Annotated in this window: 13 protein-coding genes; 6 read left to right on the top strand and 7 right to left on the bottom strand. The window is 59.7% G+C overall.

Annotated elements, in window-relative coordinates:
• Positions 1-223 precede the first annotated feature (223 nt).
• On the top strand, positions 224-658 hold the full coding sequence (locus WBR25_RS08810) for a YcgN family cysteine cluster protein (RefSeq protein ID WP_005352569.1): 435 nt from the start codon (positions 224-226) through the stop codon (positions 656-658).
• A gap of 599 nt (positions 659-1,257) precedes the next feature.
• Here WBR25_RS08810 and pflB read toward each other — a convergent pair.
• From pflB to WBR25_RS08790, 4 genes are all read right to left on the bottom strand, one after another.
• A complete protein-coding gene (pflB, locus tag WBR25_RS08805; protein WP_005352571.1) occupies positions 1,258-3,540 on the bottom strand; it encodes a formate C-acetyltransferase in 2,283 nt (760 codons plus the stop codon).
• 46 nt (positions 3,541-3,586) lie between these two features.
• Positions 3,587-4,435 carry a formate transporter FocA gene (gene focA / locus WBR25_RS08800; RefSeq protein ID WP_005333620.1) on the bottom strand — a complete coding sequence of 283 codons (849 nt, stop codon included), beginning with the start codon at positions 4,433-4,435 and terminating at the stop codon, positions 3,587-3,589.
• A 381-nt stretch (positions 4,436-4,816) separates the two neighbouring features.
• Positions 4,817-6,577 (bottom strand): 30S ribosomal protein S12 methylthiotransferase accessory factor YcaO, encoded by a 1,761-nt coding sequence (gene ycaO, locus WBR25_RS08795; RefSeq protein ID WP_479749692.1) that lies wholly within the window; start codon positions 6,575-6,577, stop codon positions 4,817-4,819.
• A gap of 193 nt (positions 6,578-6,770) precedes the next feature.
• A complete protein-coding gene (locus WBR25_RS08790; protein ID WP_021231363.1) occupies positions 6,771-8,204 on the bottom strand; it encodes a glycoside hydrolase family 1 protein in 1,434 nt (477 codons plus the stop codon).
• A 166-nt stretch (positions 8,205-8,370) separates the two neighbouring features.
• Here WBR25_RS08790 and WBR25_RS08785 point away from each other — a divergent pair, with 166 nt between their 5' ends.
• Complete coding sequence (locus WBR25_RS08785) at positions 8,371-9,234, top strand: LysR family transcriptional regulator (RefSeq protein WP_479749691.1); 864 nt, start codon at positions 8,371-8,373, stop codon at positions 9,232-9,234.
• A 36-nt stretch (positions 9,235-9,270) separates the two neighbouring features.
• On the opposite strand, the gene WBR25_RS08780 is transcribed toward WBR25_RS08785, so the two are convergent.
• The gene (locus WBR25_RS08780; protein ID WP_479749690.1) at positions 9,271-10,020 is read right to left on the bottom strand and encodes a substrate-binding periplasmic protein; all 750 of its coding nucleotides are present in this window, start codon (positions 10,018-10,020) and stop codon (positions 9,271-9,273) included.
• A 173-nt stretch (positions 10,021-10,193) separates the two neighbouring features.
• The gene (gene metE, locus WBR25_RS08775) at positions 10,194-12,458 is read right to left on the bottom strand and encodes a 5-methyltetrahydropteroyltriglutamate--homocysteine S-methyltransferase (protein WP_479749689.1); all 2,265 of its coding nucleotides are present in this window, start codon (positions 12,456-12,458) and stop codon (positions 10,194-10,196) included.
• A 277-nt stretch (positions 12,459-12,735) separates the two neighbouring features.
• Here metE and WBR25_RS08770 point away from each other — a divergent pair, with 277 nt between their 5' ends.
• Positions 12,736-13,644 (top strand): LysR substrate-binding domain-containing protein, encoded by a 909-nt coding sequence (locus WBR25_RS08770; RefSeq protein ID WP_429056467.1) that lies wholly within the window; start codon positions 12,736-12,738, stop codon positions 13,642-13,644.
• Positions 13,645-13,650: 6 nt separating this feature from the next.
• Here the strand turns inward: WBR25_RS08770 and WBR25_RS08765 are convergent, their stop codons facing one another.
• Positions 13,651-14,586, bottom strand: a complete 936-nt coding sequence (locus WBR25_RS08765) for a LysR substrate-binding domain-containing protein (RefSeq protein WP_429056469.1) — start codon at positions 14,584-14,586, stop codon at positions 13,651-13,653.
• 192 nt (positions 14,587-14,778) lie between these two features.
• On the opposite strand from WBR25_RS08765, the gene WBR25_RS08760 reads away from it, so the two are divergent.
• The 3 genes from WBR25_RS08760 to WBR25_RS08750 are packed head-to-tail and all read left to right on the top strand — an operon-like array spanning position 14,779 to position 17,731.
• A complete protein-coding gene (locus WBR25_RS08760) occupies positions 14,779-15,516 on the top strand; it encodes an isochorismatase family protein (RefSeq protein WP_005333630.1) in 738 nt (245 codons plus the stop codon).
• A 59-nt stretch (positions 15,517-15,575) separates the two neighbouring features.
• A complete protein-coding gene (locus WBR25_RS08755) occupies positions 15,576-16,475 on the top strand; it encodes a pirin family protein (RefSeq protein ID WP_040069371.1) in 900 nt (299 codons plus the stop codon).
• Positions 16,472-17,731: an MFS transporter gene (locus WBR25_RS08750; RefSeq protein ID WP_338454933.1), complete on the top strand. Its 1,260-nt coding sequence runs from the start codon at positions 16,472-16,474 to the stop codon at positions 17,729-17,731. Before WBR25_RS08755 ends, WBR25_RS08750 begins: the two co-directional genes overlap by 4 nt.
• Positions 17,732-17,820: the final 89 nt, after the last annotated feature.

Raw genomic sequence — 17,820 nt, 5'->3', positions numbered from 1 at the left:
AAATAAAACCTGAACTGGACAATCATGCAGCCCAAGTATTCAAACCTGCGGAACTTCCTGCCCACCAGCGAACCCGTTTGAGCAATATGATGAGGCTGAAAGTCATTGCATTCATTTGAGCTGATCACGACAATTTGCCCACCGGAGTGACCCTCTCCTTGAAATACCGGGTAACAAGGGGTATAACCACGCGTTTTATCAGGTGTAATAAGTGAGCGGTATGATGCAAGCCCCCTTTTGGCAGACCAAGAGTCTGCAGCAGATGACTGAATCCGAATGGGAATCCCTCTGCGATGGTTGCGGAAAATGCTGCCTCAACAAGCTGATCGATGAAGATACCGACGAACTGGTTTTCACCAATGTCGCCTGCAATTTGCTTAACACCAAGACCTGTCAGTGCTCTGATTACGCCAATCGTTTCAAAAAAGAGCCTGACTGTCTGCAGATCACCCATGACAAGATCGCCGAATATGACTGGCTCCCCTCAACCTGCGCATATCGCCTGCTGTCTGAAGGTGACGCTCTTCCAGAGTGGCATCCTCTGCTGACCGGCAGTCGTTCCGCGATGCATCAGGCTGGTCAATCCGTCCGTGGCAAAGTCATTCACGAGGATCAGGCGGGTGAATGGATCGATCACATCATCACCTGGGCCAGCTGACACGCTCAACCCGCTACTCTCCAGAGGCAAGGGCTGCACAATGTGCAGCCCTTGTTGTTTCTGCAAGCAGGGTTTGTAGCTTCACACATATCTGGCTGGCTAAACCAGACCCCCTCCCAACTGCACATTGAGAGAGGCAGAGGCAGAGGCAGAGGCAGAGGCAGAGGCAGAGGCAGAGGCAGAGGCAGAGGCAGAGGCAGAGGCAGAGGCAGAGGCAGAGGCAGAGGCAGAGGCAGAGGCAGAGGCAGAGAATGATTCCATAGTCACAGGCTTATGGGTATTGCTTGATACCCGCGATAGCGCCTCTGTTCACCCCTTAAACCTGATCAGCTGTTCCACGAGCCATAGCAACACTGATGCAATGGCAGGCAAATCAACCGCCTATCCCCTTAGAGCGCGAATAAAGCATAATCGCATTACAAACGGGGCCTAGGTCAATCCTGGTGAGCCCCTCCCCTTAATCCTCTTCAAATACCCAGTAACAACTGTTGTGGTTGCGATGGAACTGGGGGCGATTCACAGGGGATGATTACTCCCCCTGAATCGCACGCATAAAAAAACCGGCGCCTTGGCGCCGGTTTTTGCTCACTATGTCTCGATTACAGAGAAGCAGTGAAGGTACGGGTGATGACGTCTTGCTGTTGCTCTTTGGTCAAAGAGTTGAAGCGAACGGCATAACCGGATACGCGGATGGTCAACTGCGGATATTTCTCCGGGTTTTCCATGGCGTCCAGCAGCATTTCACGGTTCATCACGTTAACGTTCAGGTGCTGACCACCCTCTACGTTGGATTCGTGGTGGAAGTAACCGTCCATCAGGCCAGCCAAGTTGGCTTTCTGGGCTTCCATATCTTTACCCAGTGCGTTCGGAACGATGGAGAAGGTATAGGAGATACCATCTTTAGCGTAAGCGAACGGCAGCTTGGCTACGGAAGTCAGGGAAGCAACAGCACCTTTCTGGTCACGACCGTGCATCGGGTTTGCACCCGGGCCGAACGGAGCACCAGCACGACGGCCATCCGGGGTGTTACCGGTCTTCTTGCCATATACCACGTTGGAAGTGATGGTCAGAACAGACTGGGTAGCAACAGCACCACGGTAGGTGTTCAGCTTCTGAATCTTCTTCATGAAGCGCTCAACCAGGTCACAGGCGATATCATCGACGCGAGCGTCGTTGTTACCGAACTGCGGGTATTCGCCTTCGATTTCGAAGTCGATGGCAACGCCATCTTCGTCACGAATCGGCTTGACCTTGGCGTACTTGATGGCAGACAGAGAGTCAGCGGCTACGGACAGACCAGCGATACCACACGCCATGGTGCGATATACGTCACGGTCGTGCAGCGCCATCAGAGAGGCTTCGTAGCTGTACTTGTCGTGCATGTAGTGGATGATGTTCAGCGCAGCAACGTATTGCTTGGCCAGCCAATCCATGAAGTGGTCCAGACGATCCATTACGTCGTTGTAGTCGAGGTACTCGGACTTGACCATCTCGGTTTTCGGACCGACCTGGATCTTGAGCTTCTCGTCCATACCACCGTTGATTGCATACAGCATGGTTTTGGCCAGGTTGGCACGAGCACCGAAGAACTGCATCTGCTTACCAACGATCATCGGGGATACACAGCAAGCGATGGCGTAGTCATCGTTGTTGAAATCCGGACGCATCAGATCGTCGTTCTCGTACTGAACGGAAGAGGTCTCGATGGATACCTTGGCACAGTACTTCTTGAAACCGACCGGCAGCTTCTCGGACCACAGGATGGTCAGGTTCGGCTCAGGGGACGGGCCCATGGTGTACAGGGTGTTCAGCATACGGAAGCTGTTCTTGGTGACCAGAGTACGGCCGTCAACGCCCATACCAGCCAGGGTCTCGGTCGCCCACATCGGGTCGCCGGAGAACAGTGAATCGTATTCCGGAGTACGCAGGAAGCGAACCATACGCAGCTTCATGACCATGTGGTCCATCAGCTCCTGTGCTTCTTGCTCGGTGATCAGGCCTTTCTGCAGGTCACGCTCGATGTAGATATCCAGGAAGCTGGAGGTACGACCGAAGGACATGGCTGCACCGTTCTGGGACTTGACTGCCGCCAGGTAGGCGAAGTAGGTCCACTGTACGGCTTCTTTAGCGTTCTTGGCCGGTACGGAGATATCGCAACCGTACTTAGCAGCCATCACCTTCATCTGTGCCAGGGCACGGTGCTGCTCGGAGATCTCTTCGCGCAGACGGATGGTGGCTTCCAGGTTGACGCCGTTTTCCAGGTCAGCTTGCAGGGACTTGAACTGGGCCAGTTTGTCGGCCATCAGGAAGTCAACACCGTACAGGGCAACACGACGGTAGTCACCGATGATACGGCCACGGCCGTAGGCATCCGGCAGACCGGTGATAACACCAGACTTGCGGCAGTTCAGGATGTCTTTGGTGTAAACGTCAAACACGCCCTGGTTGTGAGTCTTGCGGTATTCGGTGAAGATCTTCTCGACCATCGGGTCCAGTTGACGACCGTACACTTCGCAAGAAGTTTTAACCATCTTGATACCGCCGTTGGCGATGATGGCGCGCTTCAGCGGCTTGTCAGTCTGCAGACCAACGATCTGCTCCAGGCTCTGATCGATATAACCGGCATCGTGTGCGGTAATGGTGGAGGGCAGGTCAGTATCAAAATCAACCGGCGCATGAGTGCGGTTCTCGATTTTGATCCCTTCCATGACCTTGTCCCACAGCTTGGTGGTCGCTTCGGTCGCGCCAGCCAGGAAGGACTCGTCACCTTCATACGGGGTGTAGTTCTTCTGGATGAAGTCACGGGTGTTGACAGAGGTCTGCCATTCACCGGCCGCGAAGCCTTCCCATGCTTTTTGGAACTGTTCGTTAAGTTCTGCCATTTTTCATTACCTCACACGGTATTGATGTAGTATCCCGCAATCATCCTTAATGATGACGACGGAAGATAAACCAGTAAGTCAGACCAACCATCACGCCACCACCGATGATATTGCCGATGGTCACGGGGATGAGGTTGTGTAGGACGAAGTTGGATACGGTCAGGTCAGCAAAGGTTGCCGGATCCTGGCCGATGGCCTGCCAAAATTCCGGACTAGCCACGCTGTGGATAGCGATACCAACCGGAATCATAAACATGTTTGCGATGCTGTGCTCGAAACCTGAGGCAACGAACATAGCAACCGGCAGCAGCATAACCACTACCTTGTCAGTCGCGCTGCGGGCTCCAAAAGCCATCCAGGCAGCAAGACATACCATCAGGTTACAGAGGATACCCAGCGCCACCGCTTCAAAGAAGGTGTGGTGAATTTTGTGTTGGGCCACTTTGAGGGCATTGAGACCCCACTGACCGTCTGCGGCCGTGTACTCGGCAGAAACGATGATCAGCGCCACCATCAGCAGACCGCCAATCAGGTTGCCGAAGTAGACCAGACCCCAGTTCTTGAGCAGCTGAGCCCAGCTGATGCGATTGGCAGCCTTGGCCACCAGCGTCAGGGTGGTGGAGGTGAACAACTCGGCACCGAGCAGCACACAGAGAATAAGTCCGAGAGAGAAGCAGAGACCGCCAACCAACTTGGCCATACCCCAAGGCATGGAGCCGGTTCCGGTCGTCACTGTGATGTAGAAGATAAATGCGATGGCGATGAAAGCGCCTGCGGTAATGGCCAGTGGAATGACCTTGTATGCCGGCTTGGTAGCCTTGGCATAGGTGATGTCTTCAGCCAGTGCAGCGATGGCTTCGGGCTTGAGACAATCGAATGGAGATTCAGCTTTCAATTATTTTCTACCTGAATGTTTTGCCTGTTGAAATCATAACAAAGGGCCAAATAGCCAAAATTGACATTGATCAAGTTTATCAGAGTGCGAATGTAATTTTACTACAAATATTTTAGTGCGATGGCTACGCCACTTTACACCAGGTATCAGCTGAAACAGAAATATCACATTTTTAATGCAATGATTTTAAAGAATTTATTCCAGAGCATGGAAATGTGGCATTGGCAAGATATCTTTGCAGATCGACAGCACATCCCCTGCCCTGCCATTAACCCCCTTAGGGGTATTTTTTGTTTTTTATTTCATCTTTGAATAACTATCCCGTGCCTTGCCGCACGATAAACAGAAGGGGCCACTCGGCCCCTTCCTTTACAGCAACGATCACGCCCAGTGATGGGCTCGCTTGGCCTTCTGCAGCTTCTCGTAGGCCGCCAGCAGCTTCTGGTGCAGCGGGAACTGGGAGAGGGACAGGTCGGCCGCTTCCAGACCGTGGAAGCGTGCTTCGCCAGTGGCGTTGGCCCATGCCTGTGCCAGCGTCTCTTCACCATACATGCGGGTGAAGACGGCGCGATACTGCTGCGGATCCCGCTCCTCGTCGAGGAACAACTCGACGCAGGCACGCAGGGCGCGGTAGTAGCTGGCACGCTCGGCAGTAAACACCGACTGGTTGAACTCCATGGTCCAGTCGATGAGATCCAGTGCGGTCTCCAGCTCACCGGCGGCCAGCGCCAGCATGGCTTTCAGCTCGCCAACGCGCAGAGTGTGCAGCGCGGTCCCCTTGGCAGCGGCGATGCCCAGCAGCTCGCGTACACGGGTACGCTCGTCGTGCCCCTCTTCATCCAGTTGATCAAACAACGCCATGTACTGCTCGGCATCCCAATCAAGTGATGGCAGTGCCAGGATCACTTCGCGCAGGTTGGCGCCCATATTGTTGTTGGCCAGCAGCAGATCTTCGGCCGGATAGATGTCGGACATGCCGGGCACCAGAATGCGGCAGGCGTAGACACCCAGATGCTCGTAGTCGGCGATATAGACCGGCTGCTCCAGCTCGTGGAAGATGCCGATCAGGTGATCAAACTCCTCCTGCGAGGTGCCGCGAAAATCCCAGTCGGCAAACTCGAAGTCCGCATCCTGCTTGAACAGATCCCAGCTGATAAGGCCCGAGGAGTCGATGAAGTGGGTCTCGAGGTTGTGGTGATCCGCCACCTGCTCGTTGTCGAATGACGGTGGCACAAACACGTCGAGATCTTTGAGACCGCGGCCCTGCAGCAGCTCGGTGACGGTCCGCTCGAAGGCCACTTCGAAGCGCGGGTGGGCGCCGAAGGAGGCAAAGCAGGTACCGTTGCTCGGGTTGAGCAGCACCACACAGATGACCGGATAGCGGCCACCCAGGGAAGCATCGAAGCTGTAAATGGGGAAGCCTTCCGCTTCGAGGGCGGCGATGGAGGCGGCAATCCCCGGATAACGGGCAATCACCTCGTCCGGGATCAGCGGCAAGCTGATGGCCTCGGCGATGATCTTGTTCTTCACGTGGCGCTCGAACACTTCGGAGAGCGCCTGGGTGCGCGCTTCGGTCTTGGTGTTGCCAGCGCTCATGCCGTTGGAGACATAGAGGTTGCCGATGATGTTCATCGGGATGTAGACGGTCTCGTGATCGGACTGACGCTCGAACGGCAGGGCGACGATACCGCGCTCTTCGTTGTTTGACTGCAGATCCACCAGCATGTCGGCGGTCACTTCACCGTCCGGGTTGTAAAACTTGCGAGTGAAGCTGTCGAGCAGACCGGCCGGGAACTGGTCACCCTCGATGGGGAACCACTTTTCGTTCGGGTAGTGAACGAAATCGCCGTTGGCGACCTGCTCGCCCAGATAGAAGTCGGCGAAGAAGTAGTTGGTGGAGAGACGCTCGAAATATTCGCCAAGGGCAGACGCGAGGGCCGCCTTCTTGCTGGCACCCTTGCCGTTGGTGAAGCAGAGGGCGCACTCTTTGTCGCGAATATGCACCGACCAGACGTTCGGCACGGGGTTGAGCCAGGAGGCCTCTTCAATATCAAAGCCCAAGGCTTGCAGCTTGGTCTGGAAGCGTTCGATGGAGTCTTCCAGCGCCGCGTCCTTGCCGGGAATAAAAGTGTGGTCAGTCATCACGATATCCTGATTTTTATTGGCTCATGTTCGGCCGCAGATAATAGCAGGGGTCGGCGGCTTTGGCAGGACAAAAATCAGCAAACAGGGATGAGTCGCACGTTGAGAAACCGGCTTATCCCCGCTCCCCCGCCACAAACAGCACGGGCCCGGGGATTGCCCGGGCCCGCTGGTTACGCGACGCGATACATCGTCAGAGCTGCTTGCCCTGGCTCGCAATCACCTGGCTGTACCAGTGGAAGCTCGCTTTCTTGATCCGGCGAAGGGAGCCCCCCTGCTCGTCACGCTCCACATAGACGAAGCCGTAGCGCTTCTGATAGCCGTTGAGCCAGCTCAGGATGTCGGTGAACGACCAGGCGCAGTAGCCGAGCAATTCCACCCCATCCTGCATAGCCTCCTGGCACGCCTTGACGTGGCTGCGCAGGTAATCGATGCGGTACTCATCGTTCACCTTGTCGCCCGCCTCCAGCTTGTCGAACTCGCCAAGACCGTTCTCGGTGATCATCAGCGGCAGGCCATAACGGGAAGAGAGGCGACGCAGGGCGATACGCATCCCGGTCGGATCGATGGCCCAGTCCCAGTTACTGGTCTCAAGGTGCGGATTGGGCGCTGTCTTGTAGAGGCCGGGGATGCCGCTCGATGGCGTAGTACCCTTCTTGCCGGTGGTGTTGATCCGCTGCAGGGTCTGACCGCCCAAGGGGTTATCTGTGTAGGTCAGGGTGTAGTAGTAGTTGACGCCGATGTAGTCGGGCGTCCCCTCGCGCAGCAGCTCCATATCGCCCGGCAGGATCTCCGGCGCCTCGCCGTTTTCCCGCAAGTAAGCGAGCGCCGCCTGGGGATAGCGGCCAAAGCAGTAGGCATCCAGCCACCAGAGGTTGTTGAACTCCTCGGCGTTCTCGTAGGCCAGCATATCTTTCGGGTCGCACGACGCCGGATAGGCAGGGGAGTAGGCAAAGCTCGGGCCGATGAGGCCATTTGGCACATGCTGGCGAAAGGCCTTGATCACCCGGGCGTTGGCCAGAAACGCGATATGGTTGGCGGCAAAGAAGCGCTTGCGATCCTGCACAGCGGGCGGATGGGTGCCGAGCTGATAGGCGTTAGTCAGGTTGTAGTTCTGCTCGTTGAGAGAGACCCAGTACTTCACCTTGCCGGCAAAGCGCTGATAGAGGGTCACGCAGTAGCGCTCGAAATCCTCGATAATGCGTCGGTCTTCCCAACCGCCGTACTCATCCTGCAGCGCCTGCGGCAGATCCCAGTGATAAAGGGTCAGTACCGGCTCGATCTGGTGGGCCAAGAGGGTATCGATCAGCTTCTCGTAGAAGGCCAGACCCGCCTCGTTCACCTCCCCCCGACCGGTGGGATAGATGCGCGGCCAGCTCACCGAGAAGCGGTAAGCCTTGAGCCCCATCTCGGCCATCAGCGCCACGTCCTCTTCCATGCGGTGGTAGTGATCCACCGCCACATCGCCGTTGCTCCCCTCAAAGGTCTTGCCCGGCAGCTTGGTGAAGAGATCCCACACCGAGGGCCCCTTGCCATCGGCATTCCAGCCCCCCTCCACCTGATAGGCGGCGGATGCGGCGCCCCACAGAAAATCGCTCGGGAAGTCGTTGAACTTGTGGTGATGCATCTGGTGTTGCTCCTTCTGCGCTGATGGTGTCAGCCATCTCTGATAACTCGGCGCCCCCTGTCTGGGCACCCGAAATGAATTGGCATAAGCATCCATCACTTCTAAAATTCCGTCCAATGACAAATTTGACCACTCAACATTCCCAACAGGAATGAAAGGAGCCCTGATGGAGCTACGGGATCTGAAAGCCTTCGTCACTCTGGGGGAGGTGCTGCACTTCGGCCAGGCGGCGGTGCGCCAGCATGTTACCCAGTCGGCCCTGAGCAAACAGATCAGACGGCTGGAAGAGGAGCTGGGCGGCGAGCTGTTCGAGCGCAACGCCAGTACCACTCGCCTCACCGGACTGGGCAGGGCGCTGTATGAGGATGCCCGCAACCTGGTCATCCAGAGCGAGCAGCTCTCGCGCTCCGCCCGCGACGTGCTGGCGGGCAATGTCGGCACCCTGCGCATCGGCTTTGGCGTGGCCACCAAAATCCTGGTGCCCGCCGCCATCGCCCGTTTTCGCGCCGAGCGGCCGCAGGTGACCATCGAGCTCAACGATCTCTCCACCCACCACCAGCTACTGGCGCTCAGTGAAGGCAAGCTGGATCTCGGTTTTTGCCGCCTGCCCGCCCCCAAGGGGTGGCACGCCCTGCCGGTGTTCGAAGCCCACTTTGTCGCCGTGCTGCCCGCCAGCTACCGCGATGTGAGGGGGTTGGCGGATCTGGTGGACAAGCCGCTGGCGATCCTGCGTAGGGACAAGGCTCCATCGTTTTACGATCACCTGATGAACTATCTGGCCCAGAGCGGGCTGCGTTTTCGCGATATCCAGTACGTCAACGACTTCGCCGCCGGTGTTGCCACCGCGGCGGCAGAGATCGCCTGGACCCTGGTTCCCTCCTCCACCACCATAGAGCACCCGGATGTGCTCACCCTGCCCCTGAGAGACGGGGAAGCCTGCTGGACCATTGGCCTTATCCGTCCGCCCCACAGTAAGGGGCCCTTGATCGATGCCTTCTGGGCAACCATCGCCGATATGACGCCAAGATAGACACGCCGTTGGCAAACCGCAGATGGCGGCCGCGCATCAACGATAGCGTTCGACGATACGCGCCAACTCGCCGCTTTGTCGCAGCTGTTGCAGGGCACGGTTGAACTCGGTTATCCGGGTATTGAAGCGGGAGTGCTTGCCGATGCAGAGATTGAACGGGGTAGAGACAAGCTGCAGCGGCACCTCGACCACCTGCCCGGATAATCCCAGCTGGTTGAGTTTGAAACGAGCCACCAGTGGGTCGGTCACCATCAGATCCCCCCGCCCCGCCGCCAGCATTTTGAAGACATTATCGACATTGATGGTGTGATGAACGGTGAAGCCCGCCAGGTTCTCCTTGCCCCAGCCGTTACCGAAATAGTCGAGAAAGGTAAGCGATTTGAAGTCGCTCAAGCGGCTGGCACGCTGAAACTCCGCCATGCGGGGATGGGCTCGCTGGGTAAAAATGGTTAGCACAGTGGTGGTGACCGGCTCTTCCACAATCAGGGTATAGCTGCGCCGCTCCCGGGTGGCGATGGTGACAAAACCATCGGCCTGCGCCATCCGCACCAGTTTTTGCGCCCGTTGCCACGGATAGCCTTCGTGGTGCACCCGCAGCCCCATCTGCGCAGCCACCCGATCCATCACGTCGATCATCAGCCCGCGCATCTTGCCCTGTTCGTCACGCCACGAATATGGGGCAAAGTCGTCAAAGTAGACCAGCTTCAACTCGGCCGCTGGCGCCGCCCATGCATTCTGCCACATCAGCAATCCCCACAGGATTGCGCTCCCCAGACTGACTCTCATGGCCGCGACTCCATCCACTTCTGCCAACTCTGAGCCTAGTGCAAAGCGGCTGCGGCAAGGATCAGAAGCCAGTGAAACAAGTGGCCAGCAAAAAGAGAGGGGAAGCAGTGGCTTCCCCTCTCTTGTTCGTTTGTCAGCACGCCACCTTATCGATGGCGGTCACGGCTTGCCGGTTACGCCAGCTCGGCGCGCAGCGCCCTGGTGGCATCAACCATCACCTTGAGGGCGGCTTCTGTCTCTTCCCAGCCGCGGGTCTTGAGGCCGCAATCCGGGTTGACCCAGAGCCGCTCGGCCGGGATCTGTTTGGCGGCCTTGCGCAGCAACCCCTCAATCCAGCTCTGGCTCGGCACGTTCGGCGAGTGGATGTCGTAGACGCCCGGGCCAATCTCGTTGGGGTAGTTGAAGCGTTCGAACGCTTCGAGCAGCTGCATCTGGCTGCGGCTGGTCTCGATGGTGATCACATCCGCATCCAGCGCTGCCACCGCCTCAATGATGAGGTTGAAGTCGCTGTAACACATGTGGGTGTGGATCTGGGTGCTGTCCGCCACCGGGCTGGCACTCAGACGGAAGGCCCGCACTGCCCAGTCGAGATAGGCCTGATGATCCTGTTTGCGCAGGGGCAAGCCTTCGCGGATCGCCGGTTCGTCGATCTGGATGATCTTGATGCCGGCGGATTCCAGATCTGCCACCTCGTCGCGAATGGCCAGCCCGATTTGCAGAGCGGACTGTTCGCGGCTCACGTCTTCCCGCGGAAAGGACCAGCAGAGGATGGTCACGGGGCCAGTCAGCATCCCCTTCACCGGCTTGTCGGTCAGGCTCTGGGCAAATCGGGTCCATTCGAGCGTCATGGGGGTCGGGCGGTCGATGTCACGGGTGATCACCGGCGGCTTGACGCAGCGGGAGCCATAGCTCTGTACCCAGCCGAAACGGGTGATGGCAAAGCCATCCAGCAGCTCACCGAAATACTCCACCATGTCATTGCGCTCGGCCTCGCCGTGCACCAGCACGTCCAGCCCGATGGCCTCCTGACGCGCGATGGCATCGCGGATCTCTGCCTTAATACCCGCCTCGTAGGCGCTGTCATCGATGCGACCGGCGCGCCAATCCTGCCGCAATACCCGGATCTGCGAGGTCTGCGGGAAGGAGCCGATGGTGGTGGTGGGGAGCAGCGGCAGCTTGAGATCCGAGCGCTGCAGCTCGGCCCTAACCGGATAGGGGCTGTGGCGATCAAAATCGCCGTTGGTGAGGCTGGCGAGCCGTGACTGCACCGCTTTTTTGTGCACCCGGCTGTCGGACTCCCGATCGACAATGGGCTGGCTGTAGGCGGTGATTTTGTCGAGCTCGCCCCCATCCAGATACTCTCTGAGCAGTCCCAGCTCGAAACATTTTTGCAAGGCGAAGGCGAACCAGCTGCGGGTCTGGGGATCCAGCTCCTGCTCCAGGGTCAAATCCACCGGGCTATGCAGCAATGAGCAGGATGAGGCCACCCAGAGCCGCTCGCCGAGTTTGGCTTTCAGTGCCTTCAGAGTCGGCGCCAGCTTGGCCAGATTGGCACGCCAGACGTTGCGGCCGTTGATCACCCCGGCGGAGATGACCCACTGGGCGGGCAGATGCGGCACCAGGGTCTCCAGCTGTTCGGGGGCGGCCACCAGATCCAGATGCAGGCCATCCACTTTCAGGCTGGTGATGATGTCGCGCTGATGGGCCACCGAACCGAAATAGGTGGTGAGCAGCAGCTTGCAGGGGCCGCTCAGGCGCTCGTAGGCGTTGAGGTAGGCCAGCCGCCACTCGTCCGGCAAGTCCAGCGTTAGCGCCGGTTCGTCGATCTGCACCCACTCCACTCCCTGGGCGGCCAGTTTGGCCAGGATCTCCTGATAGACGATGAGCAGGCGATCGAGCAGTTCAAGGCGGGAGAAGCCGCTCTCTTTCTCCTTGCCGAGCCACAGATAAGAGACCGGTCCCAGCAGCACCGCCTTGACCGGCAGCCCCAGAGCCTTGGCCTCTTCCACCTCGTCAAACAGCTGGCTCCAGCCCAGCTTGAAGCGCTGGTCACGGCTGAATTCCGGCACCAGATAGTGATAGTTGGTGTTGAACCATTTGGTCATCTCGGCGGCGGCCGCCGCCGGGCCGGTCGGCGCACGGCCACGGGCGACCCGGAACAGGGTGTCGAGATCGGTCTCGCCATGACGGTGGCGGGCAGGCACCGCATCCACCAGCAGGCTGGTACCGAGCACCTGATCGTACCAGGCAAAGTCGCCCACCGGCAGTAGATTGACCCCGGCGCCGTGCTGGGCCTGCCAGTGGCGCTCACGCAGCGTCTTGCCCACGGCAACAAGTTCGGCCTGAGTGGTCTCGCCACGCCAGTAGGATTCGAGGGCAAATTTCAGCTCGCGCTTGGCGCCGATACGGGGGAAGCCCAGGGTGTGTGCTCGTGTCATAGGTTCATTTCCTTATGCTCATTCATCTGATGGGAAATTGGATGGTTTAGCCATCCAGATGTTTACACATCCAAAATGACAAGATAAGGTGACGCTGGCTATTGAATCCTCTTCAAGTGGCTCTCAAATAATCCTCAACTGACCGCCGGTAGGGTTCACCGCGAGGATACCGAGGCCGATTTTTACAGGTGCAAGAGGTGCCGGAGTCAAGAAGCGCAGCAGGGTAATCGCCGGCCGCAACCTCAGCGCCATACGCAATCTCACAAGGAGCCATCTTATGGCAGTGCCAAACAATTCAGGGATAGAGATCAAACACTTGAAAACATTGACCGCGCTGGCCGAGCAGGGCTCGCTGGCCGGTGCGGCGCTGACCCTCAACCTCACCCAGTCCGCCCTCTCCCACCAGCTCAAAGAGCTGGAGACCCGCCTCAATCTGGAGCTCTACCTGCGCAAAAGCCGCCCGCTGGTGCTGACCGCGGCAGGCGGCCAGCTGCTCGCCCTCGCCCGTCAGGTACTGCCCGCTCTGGCCCAGACTGAGAAACAGTTGCAGGCCCTGCAGAGCGGCGATGCGGGCAGGCTGCATCTGGCGCTCGATTGCCACAGTTGCATCCAGTGGCTGTTGCCGCTGTTGCCCGATTTTCGCCGCCAGTGGCCCGGGGTGGATCTGGAGGTGGAGTCGGTGCCGGGCTTTGATGCCATCAATGCCCTGCTCGGCGGCCAGCTCGACCTGCTGCTCACCTCGGACGTGCAGGCCCGCGGCGATCTCCACTTCGAGCCGCTGTTTGCCTTCGATCTGACTCTGGTGATGGCGCCGGATCATCCCCTCTGCCACCAGAGCCGCATCGAGCCGGGCGATCTGGGGCCGGAGGTGCTGCTGGTCTACCCGGTGGAGCGCAGCCGCATGGATATCTTCAGCCGCTTTTTGCAACCCGCCGGGGTGGAGCCCGCCCGCTGCAAGCCGGTGGACAACACCTCGGTGATGCTGCAGATGGCCGCCGCCGGCCTCGGCGTCGCCGCCTTGCCACGCTGGGCCAGCGACGAGTTTGTCAGACAGGGGATGCTCTGCGCCCGCCCCCTCGGCAGCGGTATCCGTCGCCATATGTACGGCGCGGTGCGGGCCGCCGATCGGGATCAAGCCTGCCTGCAGAGCCTGTTCGAGCGCATTCGCCGCAAGATGGAGGGATAGCCCTCCTCAGCGTGGCCGACCGACCTCTGCCAGCAGTGCAGGCAACTGCACCTTGATAAAGTCGATGAGGGCCCTGACCGCCGGTGACAGACCGCGCCGCGCGGGATAGAGCATCACCAGCTTGCCATCTTTGGGACGCCACTCGGGCAGCAGTTGTTGCAGCCGCCCATCCGCCAACTCACTCACGCAGGCGTAAAGTGGCAAGCCCACCATCCCGAGCCCCGCCAGCGCCGCCTGTTTGAGGGTTTGCACATTGTCGCTGCGCAGCAGCACATTGACCGCCACCTCCTCACTCTCCCCGCTATCGTGCCGCAGCCGCAACAGATCGGCCTGACGCTCCAGCGAGCTGAAGAGCAGGGCATCCTCTCCCTCCAGCTGGCTAGGGTGCGCCAGCGCATTGTGGCGCGAGAGCCACGCCGGGGTCGCCAGCACACCCCACTGCACCGTGCAGAGCGGCACCTGCACCAGGCTGGAGGGGGGCAGCTCGAAGGCCACCCCGCGGATCACCACATCCAGTCCCTCCTCCAGCAGATCCACCTGCCGATTGCTGGCTTGCACGGCGAGCCTCACCTTGGGGTATTGCGCCATAAAAGCGGGCAGCAAACGGGCAAGCAGCGCATCTGCAATGGTAATGGGCACGCTGATGCGCACCAGACCGCTCGGCTCTTGCTGCCGTTGCCGCACTGCCGCCTCTCCGGCCTGCGCTTCGGCCAGCATCGCCTGACAGTGGCGATAGAGCACCTCACCGGCATCGGTCAGGCTGAGCTGGCGCGAGGTACGTTGCAGCAGCCGGGTATCCAGCCGCTCCTCCAGCAGCCGGATCCGGCGCGAGATCCGCGACTTGGGCACGCCAAGCGCCCGCGCGGCGGCAGTGAATCCCTGTCGCTGCACCACATGGGTGAAGAGATAGAGATCATTCAAATCAAGTTCCAGTGGTGTCATCGGGCTGCCTTGGTCAGGGTGAGGTGCATTCACATCGTTCCACCAATAGAACGATAAGAACCTATTTCACCAGATTGTCGCCATTTTTGCAGCCATCATAATGGCCCTGTCCCCATCAGACGGTTGCTGCACGGGCAATCCGCCCCACCAGCAAGGGCCGTTTGACTGTTCCGATATCACAAGGAGTTCACCATGAAACTGCGACAAATCTGCTCTGCCACCCTGCTCGGTCTGGCGACCCTGACCACCACGCTGGCCACCACAGCGACACCGGCCATGGCCGCCGAGGCTGCCAGCCATCCGACCGTATCACCCAACCGCTATCTGGAGATGCTCTCCCGAGACAATGCGGTACTGCTGCTGGTCGACCATCAGGTCGGCTTGCTGAGCGGCGTGCGCGACACCACGGTGGGCGAACTCAAGCACAACGTGGTGGCGCTGGCCAACGCCGCCCGCGCCCTCGGCGTGCCGGTGATCGTGACCGCGACCATGCCCGATGGCATGTGGGGCCCCACCATGCCCGAACTGACCAGCGCCCTGCCGGATGTGAAGGTGATCAACCGCACTGTCATCAACGCCTGGGACGATCCTGCCGTGCGCGCCGCCATTGAGAAGACCGGCCGCAAACAGCTGATCATCGCCGGGGTATCCCTCGAGATCTGCGCCAGCTTCCCGGCCCTCTCAGCCAAGGCTGCCGGCTATGATGCCCGGGTGGTGCTCGATGCCTCCGGCACCTTCAACGAAGCCAAGCGCACCACTGGGCTGCAACGCTTGCTGGGGGCCGGTATCCCGGTCACCGACTACGCCTCTGCCGCGGTCGAGATGCTGCGCAGCAACGTCGACCCCAAGGCGCACGATGTCTACAGCGCCCTCGACATGCCTTTCGCCACCCTGGTGTGGCAGATGCAAGAAGGTGCCAAGAAGTCGTAACTCGCTTCGCCTTCGGTCAGATGACCGAAGGCTTCTTTTGTCTTCAAGAGGTTATATCGATGACCAGACGCCTGACTCTCTCCGCCCCCGTCAAGGGCCAACCGCTGCGCATTGGCAGCGGCTTTGAAGCCAGCCATTTTGGCGAACACTTTTTCAACGGTCTGATAGACCCCGTGGTGATGGTGGATCACTTCCAGATGACCGCTCCCACCTTCGAGCCCCATCCCCATGCCGGGATCTCTGCCGTCACCTATCTGTTCGAGGATTCGACGAGCCCCCACGTCAACTACGACTCCCTCGGCAATCAGGGCCCCATCGAACCGGGGGCGCTCCACTGGCTGGCGGCCGGGCGCGGGGCCGTACATACCGAGCAGCCGGAGGGGGCATCGCCCTATGTCCACGCCCTGCAGATCTTCGTCAACCTGCCTGCCCGTCAAAAGATGATGTCGCCTTTTGCCGTCCACGCAGCCGCTGCCACCATCCCCGAATTTCATGGCGAAGGGGTGCGAGTACGGGTGGTCGCAGGCCACAGCAACGGGATAACGGCACCACACTCGGCAGAGCTGCCCCAACCCTTTACCCTGCTCGATGGCCATTGCGCGCCCGGCAGCCGCTTCACCCATCTGCTGGCGGCAGGCTGGAATGCGATGATCTATCCCCTGACCGGATCGCTGACCCTGCAGGCGGAGGGAGAGCGGCACCTCATCCCGGCAGGTCACGGGATGGGTGTCAGCCTCTCTGCCGATGGCGGCGAGGCGGTGGCTCTGCAGCTTGAGGCCACCGAGCCCTGCCACTTCGTGCTGCTCTCAGGCCAGGCGCTTAATGAACCCTTGGTCAAACATGGCCCCTTTGTCATGAACAGCCACGACGCCATTGCGGATCGGCTGCATGCCTATCAGCGCGGCGAATTTGGTCAGCTCAACGATGAGTGGCTGCACAACGGCCAATATCGGCCATGAGCACGCTCGCTGGCCACCAGCCACAAAGCACGCGCTGGCCTCTGGTCTTCCTCGCCATTTTTGCCGGTGCCAGCGGCGCCCTCTGCCTTGGCAAAGTGCCCGCCGTACTCGGCATACTGCGCAGCGAGCTGGGGCTGACACTGGTCGAAGCCAGCTATCTCGCCTCGGCTTTCAATACGCTGGCTATCCTCTTCAGCCTCTTTCTCGGCCTGTTGCTGATCCGCTGGAGTGGGCGGCAAACCGGGGTTGTCGGGCTTTTGGTTATCGTCACAGGCGGTTCGTTGGCGCTGCCCGCCACCGGGCTGGCCATGATGCTGCTGTCGCGCATTGTCGAGGGGATTGGCTTTTTGCTGGTCTCGGTGGCCATGCCCGCCTTTATCGTGGCGGTGACCCGGGAGGAGGATAAACGGCTGGCCATAAGCCTGTGGGCAGTCAACCTGCCCCTCGGGGCGGCGGCGGGTATGCTGCTCACCCCCTGGCTCACGGCGCAAGGTGGCTGGCGACTGGCCTGGCTGATCCTGATGATCCCGCAACTCTCTGCCCTGCTGCTTCTGCTCGCCAGTCGTTCGGCAGATAAACTGCGGGTCTGGGCACCCCAAAACTCGATCAACTCGGGCCACCCGCTGCGCCAACTCACGGTGCTCCGGCAGAAGGCACTCTGGCGCTACGGGTTGGCGTTCACGCTCTACAGCCTGATGCTCTGGGCGCTCTTTGTCTGGCTGCCAACCATGTTGCAAGGCAGCCCCGGGATTGGCCAAAGCCAGATCGCCCTGCTTTCGGCGCTGGCGGTGGTCGCCAATATTCCCGGCAACCTGATGGGGGCATGGCTGCTGCGCAGGGGCGTAGCGCGAGATCGGCTCATCAGCTGGGCACTGGGCCTGATGGCACTGTGCGGCATGCTCGCCTTCTGGCCCGGCCTGTCGCCGTGGTGGGCCTATGGATTGTGCCTCGTCCTCTCCCTTTCGGGTGGCATGGCGCCGCCGGCGATCCTCTCGTCTGCGCAGGTAGTGAGTCAGGGGCCGGTGCAACTGGCCATCGTGCAGGGCTTTTTTGTCCAGCTCGCCAACTTCGGTCAGCTGCTTGGCCCCCTGTTGCTGGCGGCCCTGATGACGGACAGCGGCCATTGGGGAAGCGCTCGCTGGCTCTTTCTGGGCGGCTTGCTGCTGGTCGCGCTACTCTATGCCGCGGGCCACCTGCCGGGCTCAAGCATGGCTGCAAAACAGGCTCGATCGCATTCGCTGCAAGATGGAAGATGACGAATAGAGAGGGAAACATCACAGTTATCGCAGGGAATGCTGGCCGGACAAGAGGCTGTTCAGTATGTTAACTGTTTAATATTGCTTAA

The sequence above is a fragment of the Aeromonas sp. MTB genome (genome assembly GCF_056632455.1).
The sequence above is the reverse complement of the archived record's forward strand: the minus strand, read 5'-3'. Positions and strand labels throughout refer to the sequence as shown.